15 protein-coding genes and 1 pseudogene are annotated in these 18,291 nt (G+C 41.2%); 14 read left to right on the top strand and 2 right to left on the bottom strand.

The features are described 5' to 3' along the window. The 3 genes and pseudogenes from JZO85_RS13880 to JZO85_RS13890 all read left to right on the top strand — a co-directional run. Positions 1-641 (top strand): annotated as a pseudogene (locus tag JZO85_RS13880) (hypothetical protein); the annotation flags it as partial. 267 nt (positions 642-908) lie between these two features. Continuing rightward, positions 909-2,681: an oleate hydratase gene (locus tag JZO85_RS13885; protein ID WP_207109128.1), complete on the top strand. Its 1,773-nt coding sequence runs from the start codon at positions 909-911 to the stop codon at positions 2,679-2,681. 204 nt (positions 2,682-2,885) lie between these two features. Continuing rightward, a complete protein-coding gene (locus JZO85_RS13890) occupies positions 2,886-3,857 on the top strand; it encodes a diaminopimelate dehydrogenase (protein WP_207109129.1) in 972 nt (323 codons plus the stop codon). Between the two features lie 45 nt (positions 3,858-3,902). On the opposite strand, the gene JZO85_RS13895 is transcribed toward JZO85_RS13890, so the two are convergent. Both JZO85_RS13895 and JZO85_RS13900 read right to left on the bottom strand, forming a co-directional pair. Then, on the bottom strand, positions 3,903-5,162 hold the full coding sequence (locus tag JZO85_RS13895; RefSeq protein WP_207109130.1) for an ATP-binding protein: 1,260 nt from the start codon (positions 5,160-5,162) through the stop codon (positions 3,903-3,905). 8 nt (positions 5,163-5,170) lie between these two features. After that, positions 5,171-5,863: a LytR/AlgR family response regulator transcription factor gene (locus tag JZO85_RS13900; protein ID WP_207109131.1), complete on the bottom strand. Its 693-nt coding sequence runs from the start codon at positions 5,861-5,863 to the stop codon at positions 5,171-5,173. A 146-nt stretch (positions 5,864-6,009) separates the two neighbouring features. Here JZO85_RS13900 and JZO85_RS13905 point away from each other — a divergent pair, with 146 nt between their 5' ends. From JZO85_RS13905 to JZO85_RS13955, 11 genes are all read left to right on the top strand, one after another. After that, the gene (locus tag JZO85_RS13905) at positions 6,010-6,771 is read left to right on the top strand and encodes an ABC transporter ATP-binding protein (protein WP_207109132.1); all 762 of its coding nucleotides are present in this window, start codon (positions 6,010-6,012) and stop codon (positions 6,769-6,771) included. Next, positions 6,752-8,851: an FtsX-like permease family protein gene (locus JZO85_RS13910; RefSeq protein ID WP_207109133.1), complete on the top strand. Its 2,100-nt coding sequence runs from the start codon at positions 6,752-6,754 to the stop codon at positions 8,849-8,851. The genes JZO85_RS13905 and JZO85_RS13910 overlap by 20 nt, the downstream gene beginning before the upstream one ends. A gap of 152 nt (positions 8,852-9,003) precedes the next feature. Further along, a complete protein-coding gene (locus tag JZO85_RS13915; RefSeq protein ID WP_207109134.1) occupies positions 9,004-9,837 on the top strand; it encodes an AraC family transcriptional regulator in 834 nt (277 codons plus the stop codon). A gap of 96 nt (positions 9,838-9,933) precedes the next feature. Next, complete coding sequence (locus tag JZO85_RS13920) at positions 9,934-11,211, top strand: PTS sugar transporter subunit IIC (protein ID WP_207109135.1); 1,278 nt, start codon at positions 9,934-9,936, stop codon at positions 11,209-11,211. Then, positions 11,211-13,430 carry a beta-glucosidase BglX gene (bglX, locus tag JZO85_RS13925; RefSeq protein ID WP_207109136.1) on the top strand — a complete coding sequence of 740 codons (2,220 nt, stop codon included), beginning with the start codon at positions 11,211-11,213 and terminating at the stop codon, positions 13,428-13,430. Before JZO85_RS13920 ends, bglX begins: the two co-directional genes overlap by 1 nt. A gap of 129 nt (positions 13,431-13,559) precedes the next feature. Next, positions 13,560-14,390 (top strand): peptide-methionine (S)-S-oxide reductase MsrA, encoded by an 831-nt coding sequence (gene msrA, locus JZO85_RS13930; RefSeq protein ID WP_207109137.1) that lies wholly within the window; start codon positions 13,560-13,562, stop codon positions 14,388-14,390. A gap of 99 nt (positions 14,391-14,489) precedes the next feature. Then, positions 14,490-15,152 carry a TetR/AcrR family transcriptional regulator gene (locus JZO85_RS13935; protein WP_207109138.1) on the top strand — a complete coding sequence of 221 codons (663 nt, stop codon included), beginning with the start codon at positions 14,490-14,492 and terminating at the stop codon, positions 15,150-15,152. A gap of 129 nt (positions 15,153-15,281) precedes the next feature. Continuing rightward, complete coding sequence (locus tag JZO85_RS13940; RefSeq protein WP_207109139.1) at positions 15,282-15,641, top strand: hypothetical protein; 360 nt, start codon at positions 15,282-15,284, stop codon at positions 15,639-15,641. Positions 15,642-15,786: 145 nt separating this feature from the next. Further along, positions 15,787-15,972: a hypothetical protein gene (locus tag JZO85_RS13945; RefSeq protein WP_207109140.1), complete on the top strand. Its 186-nt coding sequence runs from the start codon at positions 15,787-15,789 to the stop codon at positions 15,970-15,972. Between the two features lie 335 nt (positions 15,973-16,307). Next, positions 16,308-17,747: a helix-turn-helix domain-containing protein gene (locus JZO85_RS13950; protein ID WP_207109141.1), complete on the top strand. Its 1,440-nt coding sequence runs from the start codon at positions 16,308-16,310 to the stop codon at positions 17,745-17,747. Next, positions 17,740-18,279: a hypothetical protein gene (locus JZO85_RS13955; protein WP_207109142.1), complete on the top strand. Its 540-nt coding sequence runs from the start codon at positions 17,740-17,742 to the stop codon at positions 18,277-18,279. Before JZO85_RS13950 ends, JZO85_RS13955 begins: the two co-directional genes overlap by 8 nt. Positions 18,280-18,291 lie beyond the last annotated feature (12 nt).

Genomic DNA, 18,291 nt, shown 5'->3' on the forward strand with positions numbered 1-18,291 from the left:
CGATTCCTGACACAGATCCGACCAAAAGTGAGGAGCAGACCGTGAATATTTTGCGGACCTTGTCGCTCTTGACGGTTTTTGAAAATGCCGGCGTAAGAAAATTCGTTGAATATGTCAGCTACAAGACACCGGGGCTGACTATCGCGTCTGCTCACAATAGTCGCAAGGAGAAGAAAGCGGCTCAAGCGTCACAGACGAAGAGCGTGCCGGAAGCTGTCGCCCAAGCACCGCAGCAGGAAAAGGAGCAAAAGCAGTTCGTTCAAAGCACCGCAAACAAAAAAGAAACAGGTCAACTATTATCGGCTGACCGTGAAACCCGTCATACCCAAGCCCCGAGGGAAGAGTTGCGCTCAGAAGAGCAGGGCGATACTCGCGATTCAGTACCAGAAACAAACGGAAATGACTCAGCTCCACCAATGAACTCCCCGACATCAGATGGAAAGAAAGGGCAAGAAAATCTCCAGCCGGCCACAAAGAAAAAGCTGAATAACCCGGCGGAATTGCCGAAAAGACCAGACACCTCCTACATGCGCTATGGCAAAAGCGAGGCGCAGATAGAAGAGGAACGGGAAAACAAACGCCTGCAACGAGAAGCTGACAGGAAGAATGGTAAAAAGAAGAAAAGGAAAAAGCGGAAGTAATTGAGCAATGGCTCCGTTTAATTCAAGCAATGGCATGATTGAAAAAAGGTGAGTCAATCAGGCTTCTTTAGTATGGGCAAAAACAGGCTCGAAGCTTAAATAGTCAAAAGAAGCTAAACGATTTTTCTACGGAAAAAAATATTTTCATCGATTTTTTTAGACAAATCTGCAAAATAGTCTAACTTTTTGATTGATTGAAAGCGTCTCATTGTTCATATTTTTTTCCTGCTGGTATGCTGACAGTAGATTATCAGAGGAGGGAACATCATGAGATACACGAATGGAAACTACGAAGCATTTGCTAGACCGAGAAAACCTGCGGGCGTTGATGAGAAGAGTGCCTATATCGTCGGTGCAGGATTGGCTGGACTAGCGGCAGCCGTTTTTTTGATTAGAGATGGTCAAATGAAAGGCGATCGAATCCACATCTTTGAGGAGCTTTCTTTGTCCGGCGGCTCATTGGACGGGAAATTCATTCCCCACGATGGTTTTGTGACTCGGGGTGGGCGTGAAATGGAGAATCATTTTGAATGCCTATGGGATTTATTCCGCTCAGTACCGTCTTTGGAAGTCGAAGATGCGTCAGTCTTAGATGAATTTTATTGGTTGGACCATGATGATTCCAACTCATCAAACTGTCGGATCATTCATAATCGCGGCGAACGTGCAGCCGACGATGGCGATTTCACTTTATCAAAAAAAGCGCAAAAAGAACTAGTCGATCTGTTTATGACCTCAGAAGATCAATTGATTGGCAAGAAGATCGAGGATGTTTTCGGGGAGGAATTTTTCGCTTCAAACTTTTGGCTGTATTGGTGTTCGATGTTCGCTTTTGAAAAATGGCATTCAGCGATCGAAATGCGCCGCTATGTTATGCGGTTTATCCATCATATCAAAGGGTTGCCGGACTTTACTGCGTTGAAATTTACCCGCTATAACCAATATGAATCGTTAGTAAAACCATTACTAGCATTCTTGAAGGATCACGGAGTCGATTTTCAATATGAAACGAAGATCGATAATATTCAAGTTGACGTGACAGCAGATAAAAAGGTCGCGAAGAAACTGTTGCTGACTCGTTCAGGCAAAGCCGAAGAAATCAACTTAACCAAAAATGATTTCGTCTTCGTTACGAATGGCTCGATCACTGAAAGCTCAACAGAAGGCGATCATCATACCGCGGCACCGATTACTCATGAGTTGGGCGGCAGCTGGAACTTATGGAAGAATTTAGCGAAGCAGTCTGATGCGTTCGGTCACCCAGAAGTCTTTTGCGACAACTTGCCGGATGAAAGCTGGTTTGTTTCTGCAACAGTTACATGGGAAAATTTTGATATTGAACCTTATATTTCAAGACTGACGCAACGGAAGCTGCGGACTGGAAAAATCGTGACCGGGGGAATCATTACAATCAAAGATTCCAATTGGTTAATGAGCTTTGCGACCCACCGCCAGCCTCATTTCAAAGAACAAAAGGATCAGCAAACAATCACTTGGGTCTACGGTCTATTATCAAATACACCGGGAAATTATATCAAGAAGCCGATCGAACAATGCAGCGGTCAAGAAATCGTACAGGAATTGATGTATCATTTAGGTGTGCCGGAAGACGATATCAAGAAATTTTCTGAAGAATCGTGTAACGTCGTTCCTGTTTATATGCCGTTTATTACGTCATACTTTATGTTGCGGGAGCCTGGCGACCGTCCATTAGTCATTCCTAACGGCTCGGAAAACTTAGCCTTTATTGGAAACTTTGCTGAAACCAAACGAGATACCGTCTTTACTACGGAATACTCTGTTCGGACAGCGATGGAGGCTGTTTACTCCTTCTTAGATATTGAACGCGGTGTTCCAGAAGTTTTTGCGTCGGCGTATGATATTAGGACATTAGCGAACTCTGTCTATTATCTAAGCGACCGCAAGAAGCTTTCCGAAATGGATATGCCGTATGTTGAGAAAAAAGTACTGGAGCATTTTGTAAAAAAAGTTGAGCACACCTATATCGGCGATGTGCTGAAGGACAATCATTTATTATAAAAATAGCGAAGAAAAACTTTTCATAAGACTGCAGACAAGCTCAATGTCTGCAGTTTTTTATTGTGTCGGTCCTCCAGCTAGAAGAATAATTAAGTCTGGGGGATCTAGTGAATGGTAAGAAGTCTTCTGCTTGATGAGTTTTTTTTAATTTCACTCTTCTTTTTATAGTATAATTCTAATAAATAAGAATTAGGGGGATACTGAATGATCAAGATAGCGATTGTCGGATATGGAAATTTAGGGCGCGGTGTTGAACGAGCGCTGAAGCAAAATGCAGATATGGAGTTAGTAGGGGTGTTTTCAAGAAGAGATCCTGCTAGTGTTGAAACGGATGGGGCGCCAGTCTATGTACTGGATGAATTAGAAGCGCAAAAAGGAAAGATCGATGTTTGTATTCTATGCGGCGGCTCTGCTACGGACCTGCCAATCCAAACACCGGCTATTACTAAAAGCTTTAACACGATCGATAGTTTTGATACCCATGCGAAAATTCCTGAGCATTTCGCCAACGTCGATCAAGCAGCGAAGGACAATCAAACGGTTTCGGTTATTTCGACAGGCTGGGATCCCGGCTTGTTCAGCTTGAATCGATTATACGCGCAAAGTATTTTGCCTGAAGGAGAAACCTATACTTTTTGGGGCAAGGGCGTCAGCCAAGGACACTCCGATGCATTGCGGCGGATCGAAGGAGTTGCTGATGCGATCCAATACACGATTCCTAAGAGCGAAGTGATCGAAAAATTAAAAGCCGACGAAGAAATGACGTTGACGACGCGAGACAAGCATTTGCGTGAGTGTTTTGTGGTCCTAGAAGAAAAGGCCGATGAAGAAGCAATCAAGGAAGAAATCGTGACAATGCCAAATTACTTTGATGAATACGATACGATCGTTCATTTCATCTCAGAAGAAGAGTTAAAACGGGATCACCATGCGATGCCCCATGGCGGAACTGTTCTGCGAACAGGAAAAACGCATGAGGATACGAAGCAGGTAATCGAGTACAATCTGCAATTGGAAAGCAATCCTGAGTTTACTGCCAGTGTTTTGGTTGCTTATGCTAGAGCATGTGCTCGCTTGGCGAAGGAGAAACAATTCGGCGCCTTTACTGTATTAGATATCGCACCGAAATACTTATCACCGATCGATGATGCGGCATTAAGAAAAGAATTACTGTAATCAAAAAGCGAAGGAGCCTATTTTGATAGGTCTCTCTTCGCTTTTTTAGATATCACTGATTAGCACAACTAAAGAAAACTGCTCATCATCGTAGCTGATGTCCAATGTACCGTCATAGCTTTCAACGATGGAGCGGACGGCTTGCAGCCCGATTCCGTGCTTCTGCGGCTGAGCTTTGGTTGAAAAGAAACGAGAACCGCGGTTTTTAAGTTGATGCTTCTTTGTGTTGATGATCTCGTAGCTGAAAAAGCCGTTATAGTATCTAGCTTTCATCGTAATCTCTTTATTGGTTGTTTGCCTAGCCGCTTCGATTGCATTGTCTAGGGTATTGCCAAAGAGGGAACACAAATCGATATCGTCGATCGTTATCAGAGTATCGATATCTAACTGTAAGGAACACTTTATTTGATAGTCCTGCATCAATTGATATTTCGCATTCAAAACGGCATTGACGATACTGTTTTTACAAAAAATATGATTAGCGAGAATGTGCTGCTCGGTTAAGCTTGCCAAATAGCTCTCTGCTTTTTCAGGCTGCTCCTCACGAATCAAATTCAGCATGACGCTAAAATGATTGTTCATGTCATGATGGATTTTTCGCAGCTGTTTTTGATTCCCTTCCAGTTCTTGATAATAATCTTTTTGCAGCTGCAAATTTTGATTCTCCAGCTTGTAACGAAAGCTTTTGGCGACATGACCAGTCATATACAAGCTGCAGAAGCTGGTCAGGATACAAGCAAGAGATGCGGGATATACGCGCCAAGTAATTGAAGGGGTGAAGGCAATAAAGCTGATCATAGCTATTAAGGGCGTCAAGCAAATAAAATCAATAATCAGCCATAATTTGGTTGTAATCTGAGTCTTTGAGTAAGGAATTGCATAACGAAAGAACTGATACATAGCAAACCAAACAAGCCCTCTTAAAAAGTGTGCTGCTCCATGCAGCAAATAATCTAAAACAACTCCTTCGCCATTTGCCTGCCAAATCTTTAACCCGATATCCTCCAATAAAAAATTGAGTGAAACGATAAAAGGATATAAAGAGAGCACTAAAGAAATTTTATGAATGACAGGTCCTTTTAAAAGGAGCAGCAGGGAAAGGAGAAAAAGTAAAAACATGACGAATACGCTGAGCAAATCGTTAGGATAAATAGGCAATGTAATACTGCAAAAGATGATAAAGAAAAGCAGCAGCTGAAGCAGTCGATTGTCTTTAGGCGGAATAAACTGTTCAATTAATTGATAGAGAAAATACGTTCCGAATAGACCAAGAAAATTGATAAGAACGACATCGATTAAAAACATAGAATCACCTAACCTAACATATTTTTAGCAAAGTTGACCATGAGAGCCTGACGATATTTTCGACTAATCGGCAACTGCTCCTGATGGCAATAAAGAAACGCAGACTCTACGTGCTCCACGTAATTCAAATTAACCAAATAGCGATTATGGATTCTAAGGAATTGATCTGGCAAAGCTAGATCATTCAATTTTCCATAAAAGGTACTAGTATTTTTCGTGGTCACCACCTGCAACATGCGGCGATCGCTGGCAAAATAGCAAATATTCTTCAGTGGGACTCTCGTGACGCCCGATTTTTGTTCAATGACAAAATATTTCTGCCGCTCTGTTTCCAGCTCCCCCAAAGCCTTCTGCAGCACCTCAATGATTTTTTTCTCCCCATAGGGCTTCAATAGATAGTTAAACGCTCGGACTTCATATCCTTGAAAGACAAAATCTGCAAAAGCCGTAATAAAGATGATTACAGCCCGTTGATTGACTTTCCGCAACTGCTTCGCTGTTTCGATCCCGTCTAGGTTCTTCATTTCAATATCTAAAAACAGGAGATCGATCGTCTCCAGCTGGCTGCTAAGCAATTCTTCCCCCGAAGAAAACTCACTAAACTGATACTCTAGGCCTTGCAGCTGCAATTCTGGCTCGAGTATTTTTATCAGAGCTTTGCGCATTTCTTTTTCATCATCACAACAAACAACCTGCAACATACAGCTAACCTCCGTTTTTTATCCATTATATCATTAAAAGATTGTCAAAAATGACGATAAATGGGTCAAGAATGACAAGATGATCCATAGGGAAGCTCCGCTGATTTTCTTAGAATAAGGGTATAGAAAACAAGGAGGAGAAGAAAATGTTAACAGTTGATCATTTATACAAAAGCTTTAATACTGGTGGGGTCCAGTATGATGTCTTAAAGGATGTTTCCTTTGAAATCGCAGAAAGTGAATTCGTGGCGGTAATGGGGCCATCAGGAAGTGGGAAAACGACCTTATTGAATTGTATCTCCTGTTTTATCCCTTATGAAAAAGGAGAGATTCGTTTAGATAATACGTTATTGGCTAAGCTGGATGAGGAAGCGATGGCTGAAGTGCGGAATAAAAAATTAGGCTTTGTCTTCCAAGATTTTATGCTGCTGGACGGCCTAACGATTTTTGAAAATGTTTGTGTCCCGAAAGTAATCACACAAGCACCGTACCGCCCAATGGAGCAAAAGGTTACTAAGCTGCTCAAATTATTTGGGATCGACGGGATTGCTAATAAGTATCCAGTTGAAATCTCTGGCGGGCAAAAACAGCGGACGGCAGTAGCTAGAGCCTTAATGAATGATCCATTGATTTTACTAGCCGACGAACCCACCGGCAACCTTGACAGTAAATCTCGTGATACCGTAATCGAAGCGTTTATTGAAGCGAAGCGCGCTTTGGGGGCGACTATTTTTATGGTTACCCACGATACTTTTTCGGCGAGCTACTGTGATCGTGTCCTAGTTATGAAAGATGGCAATATCTTCACTGAATTAAAACGGACAGGAACAAGACAGCAATTTTTTGATGAATTGCTTGATGTACTTAAGGAATTGGAGGGGAATCCTGATGAAGCTGTCCATGTCTGATCTTTTGAAGAAGCTGCGCAAGTATAATCAACGCAATTACCTGCAGTTTATCTTTTGTATGACCTTTTCCGTACTGTTGATCACCTCCTATGCTGTGATGCTCTACAGTACGATCGTCCAGCAGACGCTTCCAGTCGGAGGAGACAGCCGCAAGCAGGTTATGATGATTTTTGCCATCGCGATTATAGGCTGTTTGATATTTATTATGTATGCAGCCAATTTGTTTTTGAAATACAAAAGCAGAGAGACGGGGGTGTTTTTAGCTTTAGGAGCAAAGAAAAAATATCTCTCTCAAAAGCTGACGGTTGAGATGCTGCAATTGATGCTCAGCTGTATTTTGGTTGGAGTCGTCCTTGGTATCGGGGTGGCCTTTCTGATTTGGCAGCTTTTTCGATTGATCTTAGTAAATTTAGGTGAGATGTCACTGGGACTAACCTTTGAGGGAATCATGATCGGGTTGCTTTTTGGTCTTGTTTCGATGCTCCCAGTTCTATTCCAGTTGTACCAGTTTGTTCGCCGAACAGACATGATGGAAATTTTATACCATCAGCATAAGAATGAACCATTGCGGCCAGTGACGGCTAAGTACGGGCTGTCTGGGATTGTTCTATTGGTCGTCGGGATATTTTTAGGGTTTGTAGTCCCTAAGCTTGTGTCAAATACTATAGGGATCTTGCTTCCTGGTTTATGGAATGTCACCTATCTGCTTTCATTGATTGGGATCTATCGCATTATGACTTATGCCATTATGAAGAATAAACGGGGAAGAAATCCGCAAAAATACTATAACGACCTGATCGCTTCTAATATGATGAAGTTTCAAGGGCGGCAAACTGTACGAAACATGAGTATTATCGCTTTACTGCTGACGGCCAGTCTATTTGCAAGTTTCTATCCGCCGCAATTAGCTAGTGCGACGAATGCTATTTCAAACAGCCCGGTGGACTACGAGCTGCATTATAATCTTTCAGAAGATGAAGTGAACCAGCAGGATATTTATCGGTTAGCCAGAAAACACGATGTCACAATCAAAGAATATCAGGAGATTATTTTTTCAGAATTGTTAGTTAGTGGTGTGGAACGTGATTGGAGTGATGACGGTAAATTAATTGAGGATTACTCAAAGGATCATCGTTTAGCCGATTTTATCGATGCATCTACCTTTAATCGGGAAACCAAAAGCGATCTTACGATTCCCCAAGGCCATTATTACCGAGTGAAAGGGGCAGAAGAAGCGGAGAGTTTTTTTGAAAAGGATGATGATGTGGATCTAGTAACAAATCCCGTCACAAAAGAAGAGCTTTCAATCAAATTCAAAGGAGTTGCACGCTGTCAGCAGCTGGTCAGCAAAGGCAGTCGCCGGTATGTGTTAAATGATCAGGACTACCAAAAAATCCGAACGAACCTGACTAAAGAGAATCAAACGAAGCAAATTCTGTTTAATGTGACCGATGTGGAAGCTTCTTATCCATTTGCTCAAGCTGTTTATCAAGAATTTATTGAGAAGGCATCTCCTAAAATGGCGGTCCTGAATCCCTATGATGCCTATCAATCTGCTAAAGCCAAAGCAAATAATCAGCAGTATGATTATGATAGAAAGATCAAGCTTTCGCCTAGCAACATGTCGCTGATGGATGACTGGAAATATTATCCTGCGATGAAAGTACTAGTGGAAAATACCTTTTTCCAAAGTGTCGCTGTTTACTTTTTGGTCTTCATTTTTGTGGCGATCATTTGCCTAGCCGCAGTCGGCGTGATCTCGTATACACGAAGCATTACGATCGGCTTATCAAATCAGCAGTTGTTTGAAGATTTGAAACGCTTAGGTGCGAATAATCATTACATTCGAAAATGTGTACTCAGTCAGTTGAATAAATTATTTATTTTGCCAACCGTTTTAGCCGCAATATTGATCTATGGATTTACCCTGTTGATGTTCGGCACAAATGATAATCAATTTACCAGCAATGAAATGAATGCTCTGATGATGGACAGTGTACTGCTGATGCTAGTTGTTCTCTATCAAGTGATTATATACTATGTTTCCTTCCGTAAAATCAAGAAAATATTGCAGGTTTAATGTCAGTACTGGATTGAAATATTTCTAATTTCAATTAAAATGAATAACTCGAGGAAAAACCAAATTGGTCATTCCTTGAGTTTTTCTTTTGCTTAATTTTAGCGAATTGGGTACGTTACAAGTAAGAAAAATCAAGAAAACGAGGCAATAATATGAAATATGAAAAAATCTCACCAACAGATAATTACCCGTATAAAATATTTTCATTTCATTCGAAATCATCGGATCGTCTGATTCCTCCTCATTGGCATGAAAGTCTTGAGCTGCTTTTTTGTTTTTCTGGCGAGTTGGAAGTCATCTTTGCTGGCCAGACCTATCATTTGAAAGCAAAGGAATTCATTATTATCAATTCGAATCATGTTCATTCAACAAGAAGTCCAGTGTTAGGCGAATGTTTAGTGATTCAGGTTCCTTTGGAGTATCTGCAAAGAATCACCGAGGAGCAGTATTTGAAGAAATTTCTGTTCAAAGCTATACCGGAACAGAAAAATTCGGAGGCACTAGAATGCTTACTGTTTATTTATCAGAATTTTTCTTCGAATGAATTAGTGAATCATTTATATGTGAAAGCCAAAATCTATGAGTTATTAGCGATTCTTTGCGAAAGTAATACATTTTCCAGCTCGAATATTTATGAAATCAAGTCCTTTAAATATTTGGAAAAGATGAAAGTAGTCAATCAATACATTCAGGATCACTACGCTCAAAATTTAATGATCGAAGAGGTGGCGAAGATTTTCAATTACAATCCGTCTTATTTTTCCCGCTTTTATAAAAAGTTTATGGGGATCACTTTTACCGAATATCTCAATTCTATTCGGTTGGATGCAGCTTACAAAGAAATGCGCGATACGGATAAGACGATTCTGGAAATCGGGTTGAATAATGGGTTTGCTACGAATAAAACTTTTTACAATGTTTTTCGTAATAAATTTGGCATGTCGCCGCAAAAATTTCGTAAGCAATTTCTAAAAAAAAGTAATTAAATTTCCACTTTGTCGTAAAAAAGCGGAACGACTTGGAGCGACTATCGACTCTATAATGAAAGCGTTATAACAATCGTTTGATGAGGAGGAGCAACATTGAAAGAAAAAATCACAAAGCTGTTTAACAAATTGAACCCTTGGTTCGATAAGCTGGGGACCAATCCCTATTTACAAGCGATTTCCGGCGCAATGATGGCGACTTTAGGCCCGCTTTTTATTGGTTCAATGTCGGTATTGATCGTTGTTTTGATGGGGATGGTACCAGCACTTGCGAAGCTGGATAAGTTGACTGAGCTGCTATCTAAAGTAAATACGATGACTCTCGGCGCACTAGCGGTTTATATTGCTGTCCTGATTGCTTATCATTTAGTGAAAAAGCTAGATGAGGAGGAAGATCCGATCTCTGCTTCAATTATTTCGCTGATTGGTTTTCTGATCATTACTCCTTTAGGCAAAATGGCGGATGATTCGATGGGTATTCCAACGAATTGGCTGGGGGCACAGGGCGTGTTCTCTGCTTTGATCGTCGGAGTCGTAAGTGCTCGTTTATATTTAGCGATCAAGCATCGCGGCTGGACAATCAAAATGCCGGCAGGTGTCCCGCCAATGGTGACCAAAACCTTCGAAGCATTGATCCCAACGATCTTGATTGGACTTTTATTTGCAATTGTTGATTTATTGTTTAGTTTGACAGCGTTTGGCAGTATGCATCAATTTGTTTACAGCATCATTCAAGAACCATTGAAGGGTGTGGGCGGTTCAATTGCGGTGATGATTCTATTGAGTCTGCTGCAGCAAGTGCTGTGGTTCTTTGGAATCCATGGAACAAATGTGATTCTGCCGCTAGTTACTCCATTGTGGCTAGCGATGGATCTGGAAAACTTGAATGCTGTTCAGGCAGGCTTAACACCACCGAACATTGTAGGATTGGCATTCTTTAATATCATTACTTGGAGCGGCTTAGGTTTAGGACTAGTTCTTTTGATGCTGCGGGCAAAAAGTAAACAGTATCGCCAAGTCGGCAAGATATCGATTGTGCCAGCAATGTTTGGAATAACTGAGCCGGTTATTTTTGGAACCCCCTTAGTATTGAATTTTGATTTGGCTTTTCCATTTATTACCAATAACGCGATCGCATTGACGTTGGCTTATGTACTGACAAAGCTTGGAATCGTCGCCAAATTTATGGGGGTTCAAGCGATCTTTGGTTTGCCGATCGGCTTCCATGCCGCAGTTGAAGGAAGTCTCTCGATCATCTTATTACAATTATTCATCCAATTAATCTTGTCGCCGGTTTTATGGTATCCGTGGTTTAAACGATTAGACTTGCGTACCTATAAAGAAGAACAAGCAGCTGAAGGAGCTAAAGACTAATGCAAGAAATAAAATTAAGAGAGCTGTTAGATTCGTTGACTTGGACAGAAAAAGTTGGTCAATTAGTCCAATTGTCTGGTGACTTTTTTCATAGTGAGGAGTTAGCAGTCGGTCCCAAAAAGAAGTTAGGCATTACTCAGGAAACGATTGATGTTGTCGGTTCGGTCTTAAATGTAACCGGCGCGGAAACGATCCGAGTTATTCAAGAGAGATATCTGCAAAATAGCCGACATAAAATCCCCTTACTATTTATGGCCGATATCATCTATGGCTATCGCACGATTTTTCCTATTCCATTAGGTCTAGGCGCCACATGGAATCCTAAACTGATCGAGGAGGCTTACGGTGTGATTGCCCGAGAATCACGATCTGCGGGTGCTCACGTTACCTATGCCCCGATGGTCGATTTAGTTCGTGACGCTCGCTGGGGACGCTGCCTAGAATCAACAGGAGAAGATCCGCAGCTGAATGCCGATTTTGCAGCGGCGATGGTTCGCGGTTTGCAACAGGAGTCCGGTAGAGAGTTTGAAGGGATCGCCTCTTGTGTGAAGCATTTTGCTGCCTATGGAGCTGCGGAAGCAGGAAGAGAATATAACACCGTAGATATGAGCGAACGCCGTTTAAGACAAGATTATTTAAGCGGGTACAAGTCGGCAGTCGATGCAGGGGCAAAATTGGTCATGACCTCCTTTAATACCTATGATGGCATGCCCGCAACAGGCAATGAATTTCTATTAAAAGAAATTTTGCGAGAAGAATGGGGCTTTGATGGGGTGATCATCTCTGATTACGCAGCTGTGCAAGAATTGATTGCACATGGTGTAGCAAAAGATGAACGGGAAGCAACTGCTCTAGCGATGAAGGCAACGAACGATATCGATATGAAAACAGGCTGCTATGCAAATGAATTGGAATCGTTAGTCACTGATGGGGCCATTGATCCTGAGTTGGTGGATGCAGCAGTCTGGCGAGTTCTGAAATTGAAAAATGATTTAGGTCTGTTTGAAGATCCTTATCGCGGCAGTACAGTCGAACAGGAACAGCAAACGCTACTAACAAAAGAAAATAGAAGCTTGGCTCGAAAAGTCGCACAAGAATCGATCGTCCTATTACAAAATAAAGGGGAGCTGCTTCCATTAGAGGCAAATAAAAACAAAATTCTATTGGTTGGCCCCTACGGCGATGAACAGGATTTGATCGGATTATGGGCAGTCCATGGCAAAAGCACGGACGTTGTTTCAATCAAGGAGGCCCTTGAAAAAGAATTAGCGAAGGAAACATTTTCTTATGAAAAAGGTTGCGGCTTGTTGGCAGATTATCAGTTCTTAGGAGAGTTCGGGGCAACGAAGGAGCAGATTCATTCATTAGGAATGACGGACAACGAACGAGAAGCAGCATTAAATAAAGCACTCGAAGCAGGTAAGGACGCGGATATCATCATTTACGCAATGGGTGAACACACGATGCAAAGTGGTGAAGCAGGCAGCCGTACGGATATTTCCTTGCCTCTCATCCAAAAAGAGTTCATAGAGAAAATGACCGAGTTAGGTAAAAAGAATATTTTGATCGCCATCAGCGGTCGTCCGCTAACATTTACCAAAGAGGTCGAGCAGATGGATGCGATTCTGCAAGCCTGGTTCCCAGGGACTGAAGGCGGAAATGCCCTTGTTGATATTCTGTTCGGTAAGGTCAATCCATCTGGAAGGCTCAGTATGGGTTTCCCGGAAAATGTCGGCCAATTACCAATGTATTACAATGAGTTCAAAACGGGTCGTCCGCTGAACAGCAGTACTCATAGAGGCCGATTTGTTACCAAGTACTTAGATAGCCCGAATGAGCCGCTCTTTCCATTCGGGTTCGGGCTAAGCTACGGAAGGGTAGACTATGAGGAACTGACAGTAAGTTCAAAGAAAATGACTGATCACTTGACCGTTTCTATCAAGCTGAAAAACCGTTCTGATTACGAATGTCTTGAGACTGTTCAGCTGTACATTCAAGATGTTACCGGCTCGGTCGTTCGACCAATCAAAGAGCTGAAAAAATACGAAAAAATAAACCTGCTGCCACATGAAGAAAAGACTGTTGTGTTTGCTCTTCAGCGTGAGGACTTGTATTACTATATGAAGAATATGCAATTTGGAACCGAAGCAGGCACCTTTAATGTTTTTGTCGGCAGAAATGCCAATGACACACAGCAAGCAGTATTTGAATTACTTTAATTTTAGAAGAAGGGCCGCAGCTATGTTGTGGTTCTTCTTTTTTTCCAATCCAACTATTCGATTATTCGGCAGAATTATGGTAAATTGCAGGTAAATTTTGGAGAAGGATCAGCGAAAGGAGTGAGGCGCATGTCAGTTTCTGAAGAGGAAGTACTAAAGAAGATGTATAATCTGATTTTGAATCCAAGTACTCGTGAATGGGAACGCTACTTATTAACGACGACTAAAAACGCGTTAGGTCAGCAGAAAAATTTCAAAGAACAATTGGCAAAGCTGGAAGTTGAGCTGCGTCCGTTGGCTTTGCGGAATAATTTAACACCAGATGTGGCAGATTTCTATCAGGAAATCACCGGAAACACAGCGGTCTCTGAGCAACTTGTGAAGGAGCAGCATGTTGTGGCTGATCCAGCGTATCAGGAGCGGGCAATTTTTGCAGGCGGCTGTTTTTGGTGTATGGTGGAGCCCTTCGAATCTCAGCCAGGAATTATTTCTGTTTTATCCGGCTATACAGGAGGTGTGTTAGAGCATCCCAGCTACGACCAAGTAAGCAGTGGTGCCACAGGGCATGTTGAGGCAGTGGAGATTATTTTTGATACGCGCAGGGTCAGCTATCAAGAATTGATTGACCTTTATTGGCAAATGACGGATCCCACAGATGCCTTTGGTCAATTTCAAGATCGCGGGGCACAGTATCGTCCAGTAATATTTGTTGCGGATGAAGAACAAAAAAAGATTGCCGAGAGGAGGAAACAGGCTGCAATTGATTCCAACAGATATAGCAAGCCGATCGTTACAGAAATTAGAGCGGCGGGGCCTTTTTGGCCAGCGGAAAATTATCATCAGGAATTCTATAAAAAGCAGCCGAAGCGTTACAAAGCAATCAAACGAGAACGTCAGCAATTTTTAATGTATCAGCACCTAAAAGGAAAATTGCGCGAGGGACTGCACCGCAAGAAATAAAACATTTGAAGAATCGCTTCAAAAAGAGTTGACAATCCTGCTGATAGCGATTATAGTGTATACATACCAACCGAATGTATGAATAAGGGGGTCACACTTATGGCTCGTAATAAATACCCGGAGGAAACAGTCAACAAGATTCTAGAGGTATCGAGACAGTTGTTTTTAGAAAAAGGCTATGAGCATACTTCGATTCAAGATATCGTCAATAATCTCGGCGGCTTGTCCAAAGGAGCGATCTACCATCACTTTAAATCAAAGGAAGACATTTTAGATGGCGTGATGGATAAGCTTTATCAAAATAATGAGAATGAATTAGAGCATCTCAAACGGCTCGAAAAGGATAAAAATATGACTGGATTGCAAAAGCTGCAGGCACTTTTTGCTTCCGCTCTGCAAAATCCACGTCAAGACGATATGTTTGAGATCGCACCGGATTTTCTTAAAAATCCTCAGATGCTGGTGATGCAGTTAGAAGGAATCTTCAAAGAATCAGCGCCGCATTACGTTCAGCCGATCATTGAAGAGGGAATCGCTGATGGCTCGATCCAAACAGAGTATCCCAAAGAATTGGCAGAGGTGATCTTGCTGCTGATCAATATCTGGCTGACACCGCTGATCCACGATGGTGATTCAAGCAGTGTAGCGAACCGTTTCGCTCTGTTTCAAGAAATGATGGCTAAGCTAGGAATCGAGGTTTTTGATGCCGAAGCGATTAAACGTTTAGAACAGTTTCGTGAAATCTACGAACAAAAAAAATAAGTACTGCCTTCAATGGCAGTTTTATTTTAAAGTTATACATACCGTCGTTCGGTATTTAAAATGGCAATCTTCGTTTTATTAAAAATATGAAGCGAATAAATTATAAAAAAATCAAAAGGAGTGTTCAAAATGGAACAAAAAATGAATGAAAGAAATGTGTATGGTGCAAATGGCGGCAATCGAAAGGAAAAAAATATGATGGAAAAAATAGTTGGCGGAATCGCCGTAGTCTTCTCAGGAATGTTTATTGTACCGATTTTATCGGTGTTGTCAGGCGCTTTTGGACTGATCGGTATCGGTTTGCCGGCGATCACTTTGTTAAATCTTTTTGGGCTCACCCATATCCCATTTAATGTATTATTCGTAACCTTGACCGGATTTCCGCAGATCTTCGTTGGCTTTCTGGTAGGCATGATCTTTATCGCTCTATCTTTCATCTGCGGAAGCATATTGAAAAAATATGCAGCCATGGCGAAGCGCACGTTTTAAAATAGGAAACAATACTTTCTAATAAAGCAAAAGAATCTCCTTTTACTGAAATAATCTGAGCGACTCGAAAAAATAGTTTCGATCTGAGAAATAGACAGCTATTTTTGAGTATATTAAGTTATGGAAGACGGAAGGAGCGAATAGAATGTTAAAAGTGTTGTTAGGTTTGGCGATTGCAGGATTGATTCTATCATTTGTGATGAACATTCTTGCAAGGAAAAAAATCATTAATGGTTGGTATGTGGCTATCTCTCTGCTTCAGGGAGCTTGCTTGGGTGCAATGGTAGGATTATTGATAGTTTTACTAAGCAAGGGCAGAATGATCGTATAAAAAACAGAGGCTGAGCCTCTGTTTTTTTTGTTATAGTTTTATCGATAAAAAGGTTTTAAAGGCGAGCAGAAACTTAATTTTGCAATACAATTGAGAGTTGATGTATATAATCAGCTAAATTCTTCAAAATTCATTTATTTTTTTACATTAATTAATAATATGTTAATATTAAATTATAGTTTGAAAGTGATTTGTGATGAGCAAGTCTCTTTTTTTTTCGATAAAGCAAAAATATAAGGACAAATACGTTATTTCAGTAATTAAAATACGTTTAACTAAAGAATATAATTAAATAAAATTAATGATTAACAATCTTAATTTGGAAGGAGCGAGAGATGCAGTCTAACGACTTATTGATGGATGATGATCGCTATAAATGGTATCTACTTCAATATTTAGAATTAAATAAAAATGCTTACTGTTCAATTGATCAACTGGGGGATATTCTTGAGATTTCTCGTTACAAATTGGAAAAATATTTACAGGAGCTTCAGGAGGAGCTGGAGGAAAACCATTTTGAGGCGACGGTGAAACTTCTTGAGACAGGTGAAATAGAGGTACATGACTTAACCCATGCGATCGTTAAAAAGATGCGGATCTGTTTAGTGGAACGAAGTCTGTCTTATCAAATTTTTCATCGCTATGTGACAAAAGAGACGAGCTTGGACAAGCAAATCGAAGAGCTGCATGTGAGCCGTTCAAGTACCTATCGCTTGTCTAAACGTTTGAAGGATCAGCTAGCAGCTGAAGGATTTCAGCTGAAGAAAAATCAATTAATTGGAGATGAATGCGCGATTCGAAGCTTTCTGTTTGGGCTGTACTATGAAATGTTTAACGGATTGGCAAGTCCTTTTGATGAGGAAATCCAAAAGCAGGCGAAGGAGGTCTTTCGCCATTTGGAGCACTATTTAAATCTTTCGCTTCCAAAAACAAAAGAACACAAACTGCTTTTTTTCGTCAGTGTCGCGTTGATTCGCATGGGAAAAAGTCATCCCATAGATCAGGTATACATCGAATATGAAGAGAATGCGGCTACAGATTATCTTGTTAAATGGTTGGAGGGCCATTTTTCTCTGACTCCCAAAGAAATGCAGGGTGAGATTGCTGCTTTATTGCTTTTTTGTCAAATGATGGAAGTCGATTTAAGGCAAGAGTTGACATTTATTGAGGGACAGGAGATACAGCAGGCAGGAAGGTTGGTCGATGAGTTTTTACACTATTTGGCCGAGCATTCACGTTTTGAAATCCATCGATTAAAAGAAGACACAGCATTGGTTGACGGATTACTCAGAATCAATCGCAGATGGCTGATCTATCATTTTCGCGAAACAACATTTGTGACTAAAATCCAACGTCGCTACTTTCAAGAAATCAATCCCAAGCTGGATGAAATGATTCAAGACTTCATTGAAAAAATTGCTCACCGCGGACTGTTTCATTCGGATCAAGAGCGAAACAAGCTGTATTACGATTATTTGTTCTTCTTGATTACGCAGATTTCAGTTGAAGAACTGGAGGACCCAGTATTCATCTGTATCGATTTCTCCCATGGCAGCAGCTACAACGAATACATCCAAACGATGCTGAGTTCATTACAAAGCATGAACATCTGCTATGAAGAGAAATTAAGCACGAAAACACAAATCTATCTATCTGATTTTCTGATCGATACGCTTCCTTGCCACCAAATGATCTGGAAGCGTCCGCCGACACCAGAGGATTGGGCAGAGTTTGGCCATTTGTTATTGACTGTTAAAGGAGGCGCCTATGAATAGAAGTTTATTGATCGCTCTCACACTTCCATCTATGATGTTTTATCAATCCAATGCGCCGATCCTATACAGCAGTGAGAAATTGATTGCTCAGGTAAGAGAAGAACAAGCGGTGCTGGCCTTTGATCTTTCGGAAACAGGCAATACGTTGATTGTTTCAAATGATCGAATTGAAGCAGCAGATGAAGCGTCCGAAACCAGTGAAATCGTTGAACCGGAACAAGCTCAAGAAGGCAGCACAAACGATTCTGCTGAAATGCCCCCAGCCGCTCGTACAAAAGAAACAGAGCAGTCAAAGGCTAATGGAAATCTGCCAAAAACAAATAAGCAGGCTGCAAAACAATCAACCAAGAAAAGCAGCAGGGACGTTTTGGAAACGATCGAACAAAAAATCAGTGCCCTTCCATTTACAGAACCGCCTTCTGATAAAAAGGGAGAGCGGGAGCTTGTTCGGATGCTGGCAAATATGTCGGGAACGATTTTATACGGCACTAAAATGACTGAAACCAACAAACAAGAATATATTACTTTTTGATAGGGGATGAAA

The organism is Candidatus Enterococcus murrayae (assembly GCF_017315985.1).
In the GTDB taxonomy this organism is placed as follows: Bacteria; Bacillota; Bacilli; order Lactobacillales; family Enterococcaceae; genus Enterococcus_A; species Enterococcus_A murrayae.

Coding starts and splice junctions, on each gene's coding strand:
- bglX (WP_207109136.1), top strand. CDS start 11,211: ATGCAAGAAATAAAATTAAGAGAGCTGTTAGATTCGTTGACTTGGACA.
- JZO85_RS13900 (WP_207109131.1), bottom strand. CDS start 5,863: ATGTTGCAGGTTGTTTGTTGTGATGATGAAAAAGAAATGCGCAAAGCT.
- JZO85_RS13935 (WP_207109138.1), top strand. CDS start 14,490: ATGGCTCGTAATAAATACCCGGAGGAAACAGTCAACAAGATTCTAGAG.
- JZO85_RS13890 (WP_207109129.1), top strand. CDS start 2,886: ATGATCAAGATAGCGATTGTCGGATATGGAAATTTAGGGCGCGGTGTT.
- JZO85_RS13915 (WP_207109134.1), top strand. CDS start 9,004: ATGAAATATGAAAAAATCTCACCAACAGATAATTACCCGTATAAAATA.
- JZO85_RS13940 (WP_207109139.1), top strand. CDS start 15,282: ATGGAACAAAAAATGAATGAAAGAAATGTGTATGGTGCAAATGGCGGC.
- JZO85_RS13950 (WP_207109141.1), top strand. CDS start 16,308: ATGCAGTCTAACGACTTATTGATGGATGATGATCGCTATAAATGGTAT.
- msrA (WP_207109137.1), top strand. CDS start 13,560: ATGTCAGTTTCTGAAGAGGAAGTACTAAAGAAGATGTATAATCTGATT.
- JZO85_RS13955 (WP_207109142.1), top strand. CDS start 17,740: ATGAATAGAAGTTTATTGATCGCTCTCACACTTCCATCTATGATGTTT.
- JZO85_RS13905 (WP_207109132.1), top strand. CDS start 6,010: ATGTTAACAGTTGATCATTTATACAAAAGCTTTAATACTGGTGGGGTC.
- JZO85_RS13945 (WP_207109140.1), top strand. CDS start 15,787: ATGTTAAAAGTGTTGTTAGGTTTGGCGATTGCAGGATTGATTCTATCA.
- JZO85_RS13910 (WP_207109133.1), top strand. CDS start 6,752: ATGAAGCTGTCCATGTCTGATCTTTTGAAGAAGCTGCGCAAGTATAAT.
- JZO85_RS13895 (WP_207109130.1), bottom strand. CDS start 5,162: ATGTTTTTAATCGATGTCGTTCTTATCAATTTTCTTGGTCTATTCGGA.
- JZO85_RS13885 (WP_207109128.1), top strand. CDS start 909: ATGAGATACACGAATGGAAACTACGAAGCATTTGCTAGACCGAGAAAA.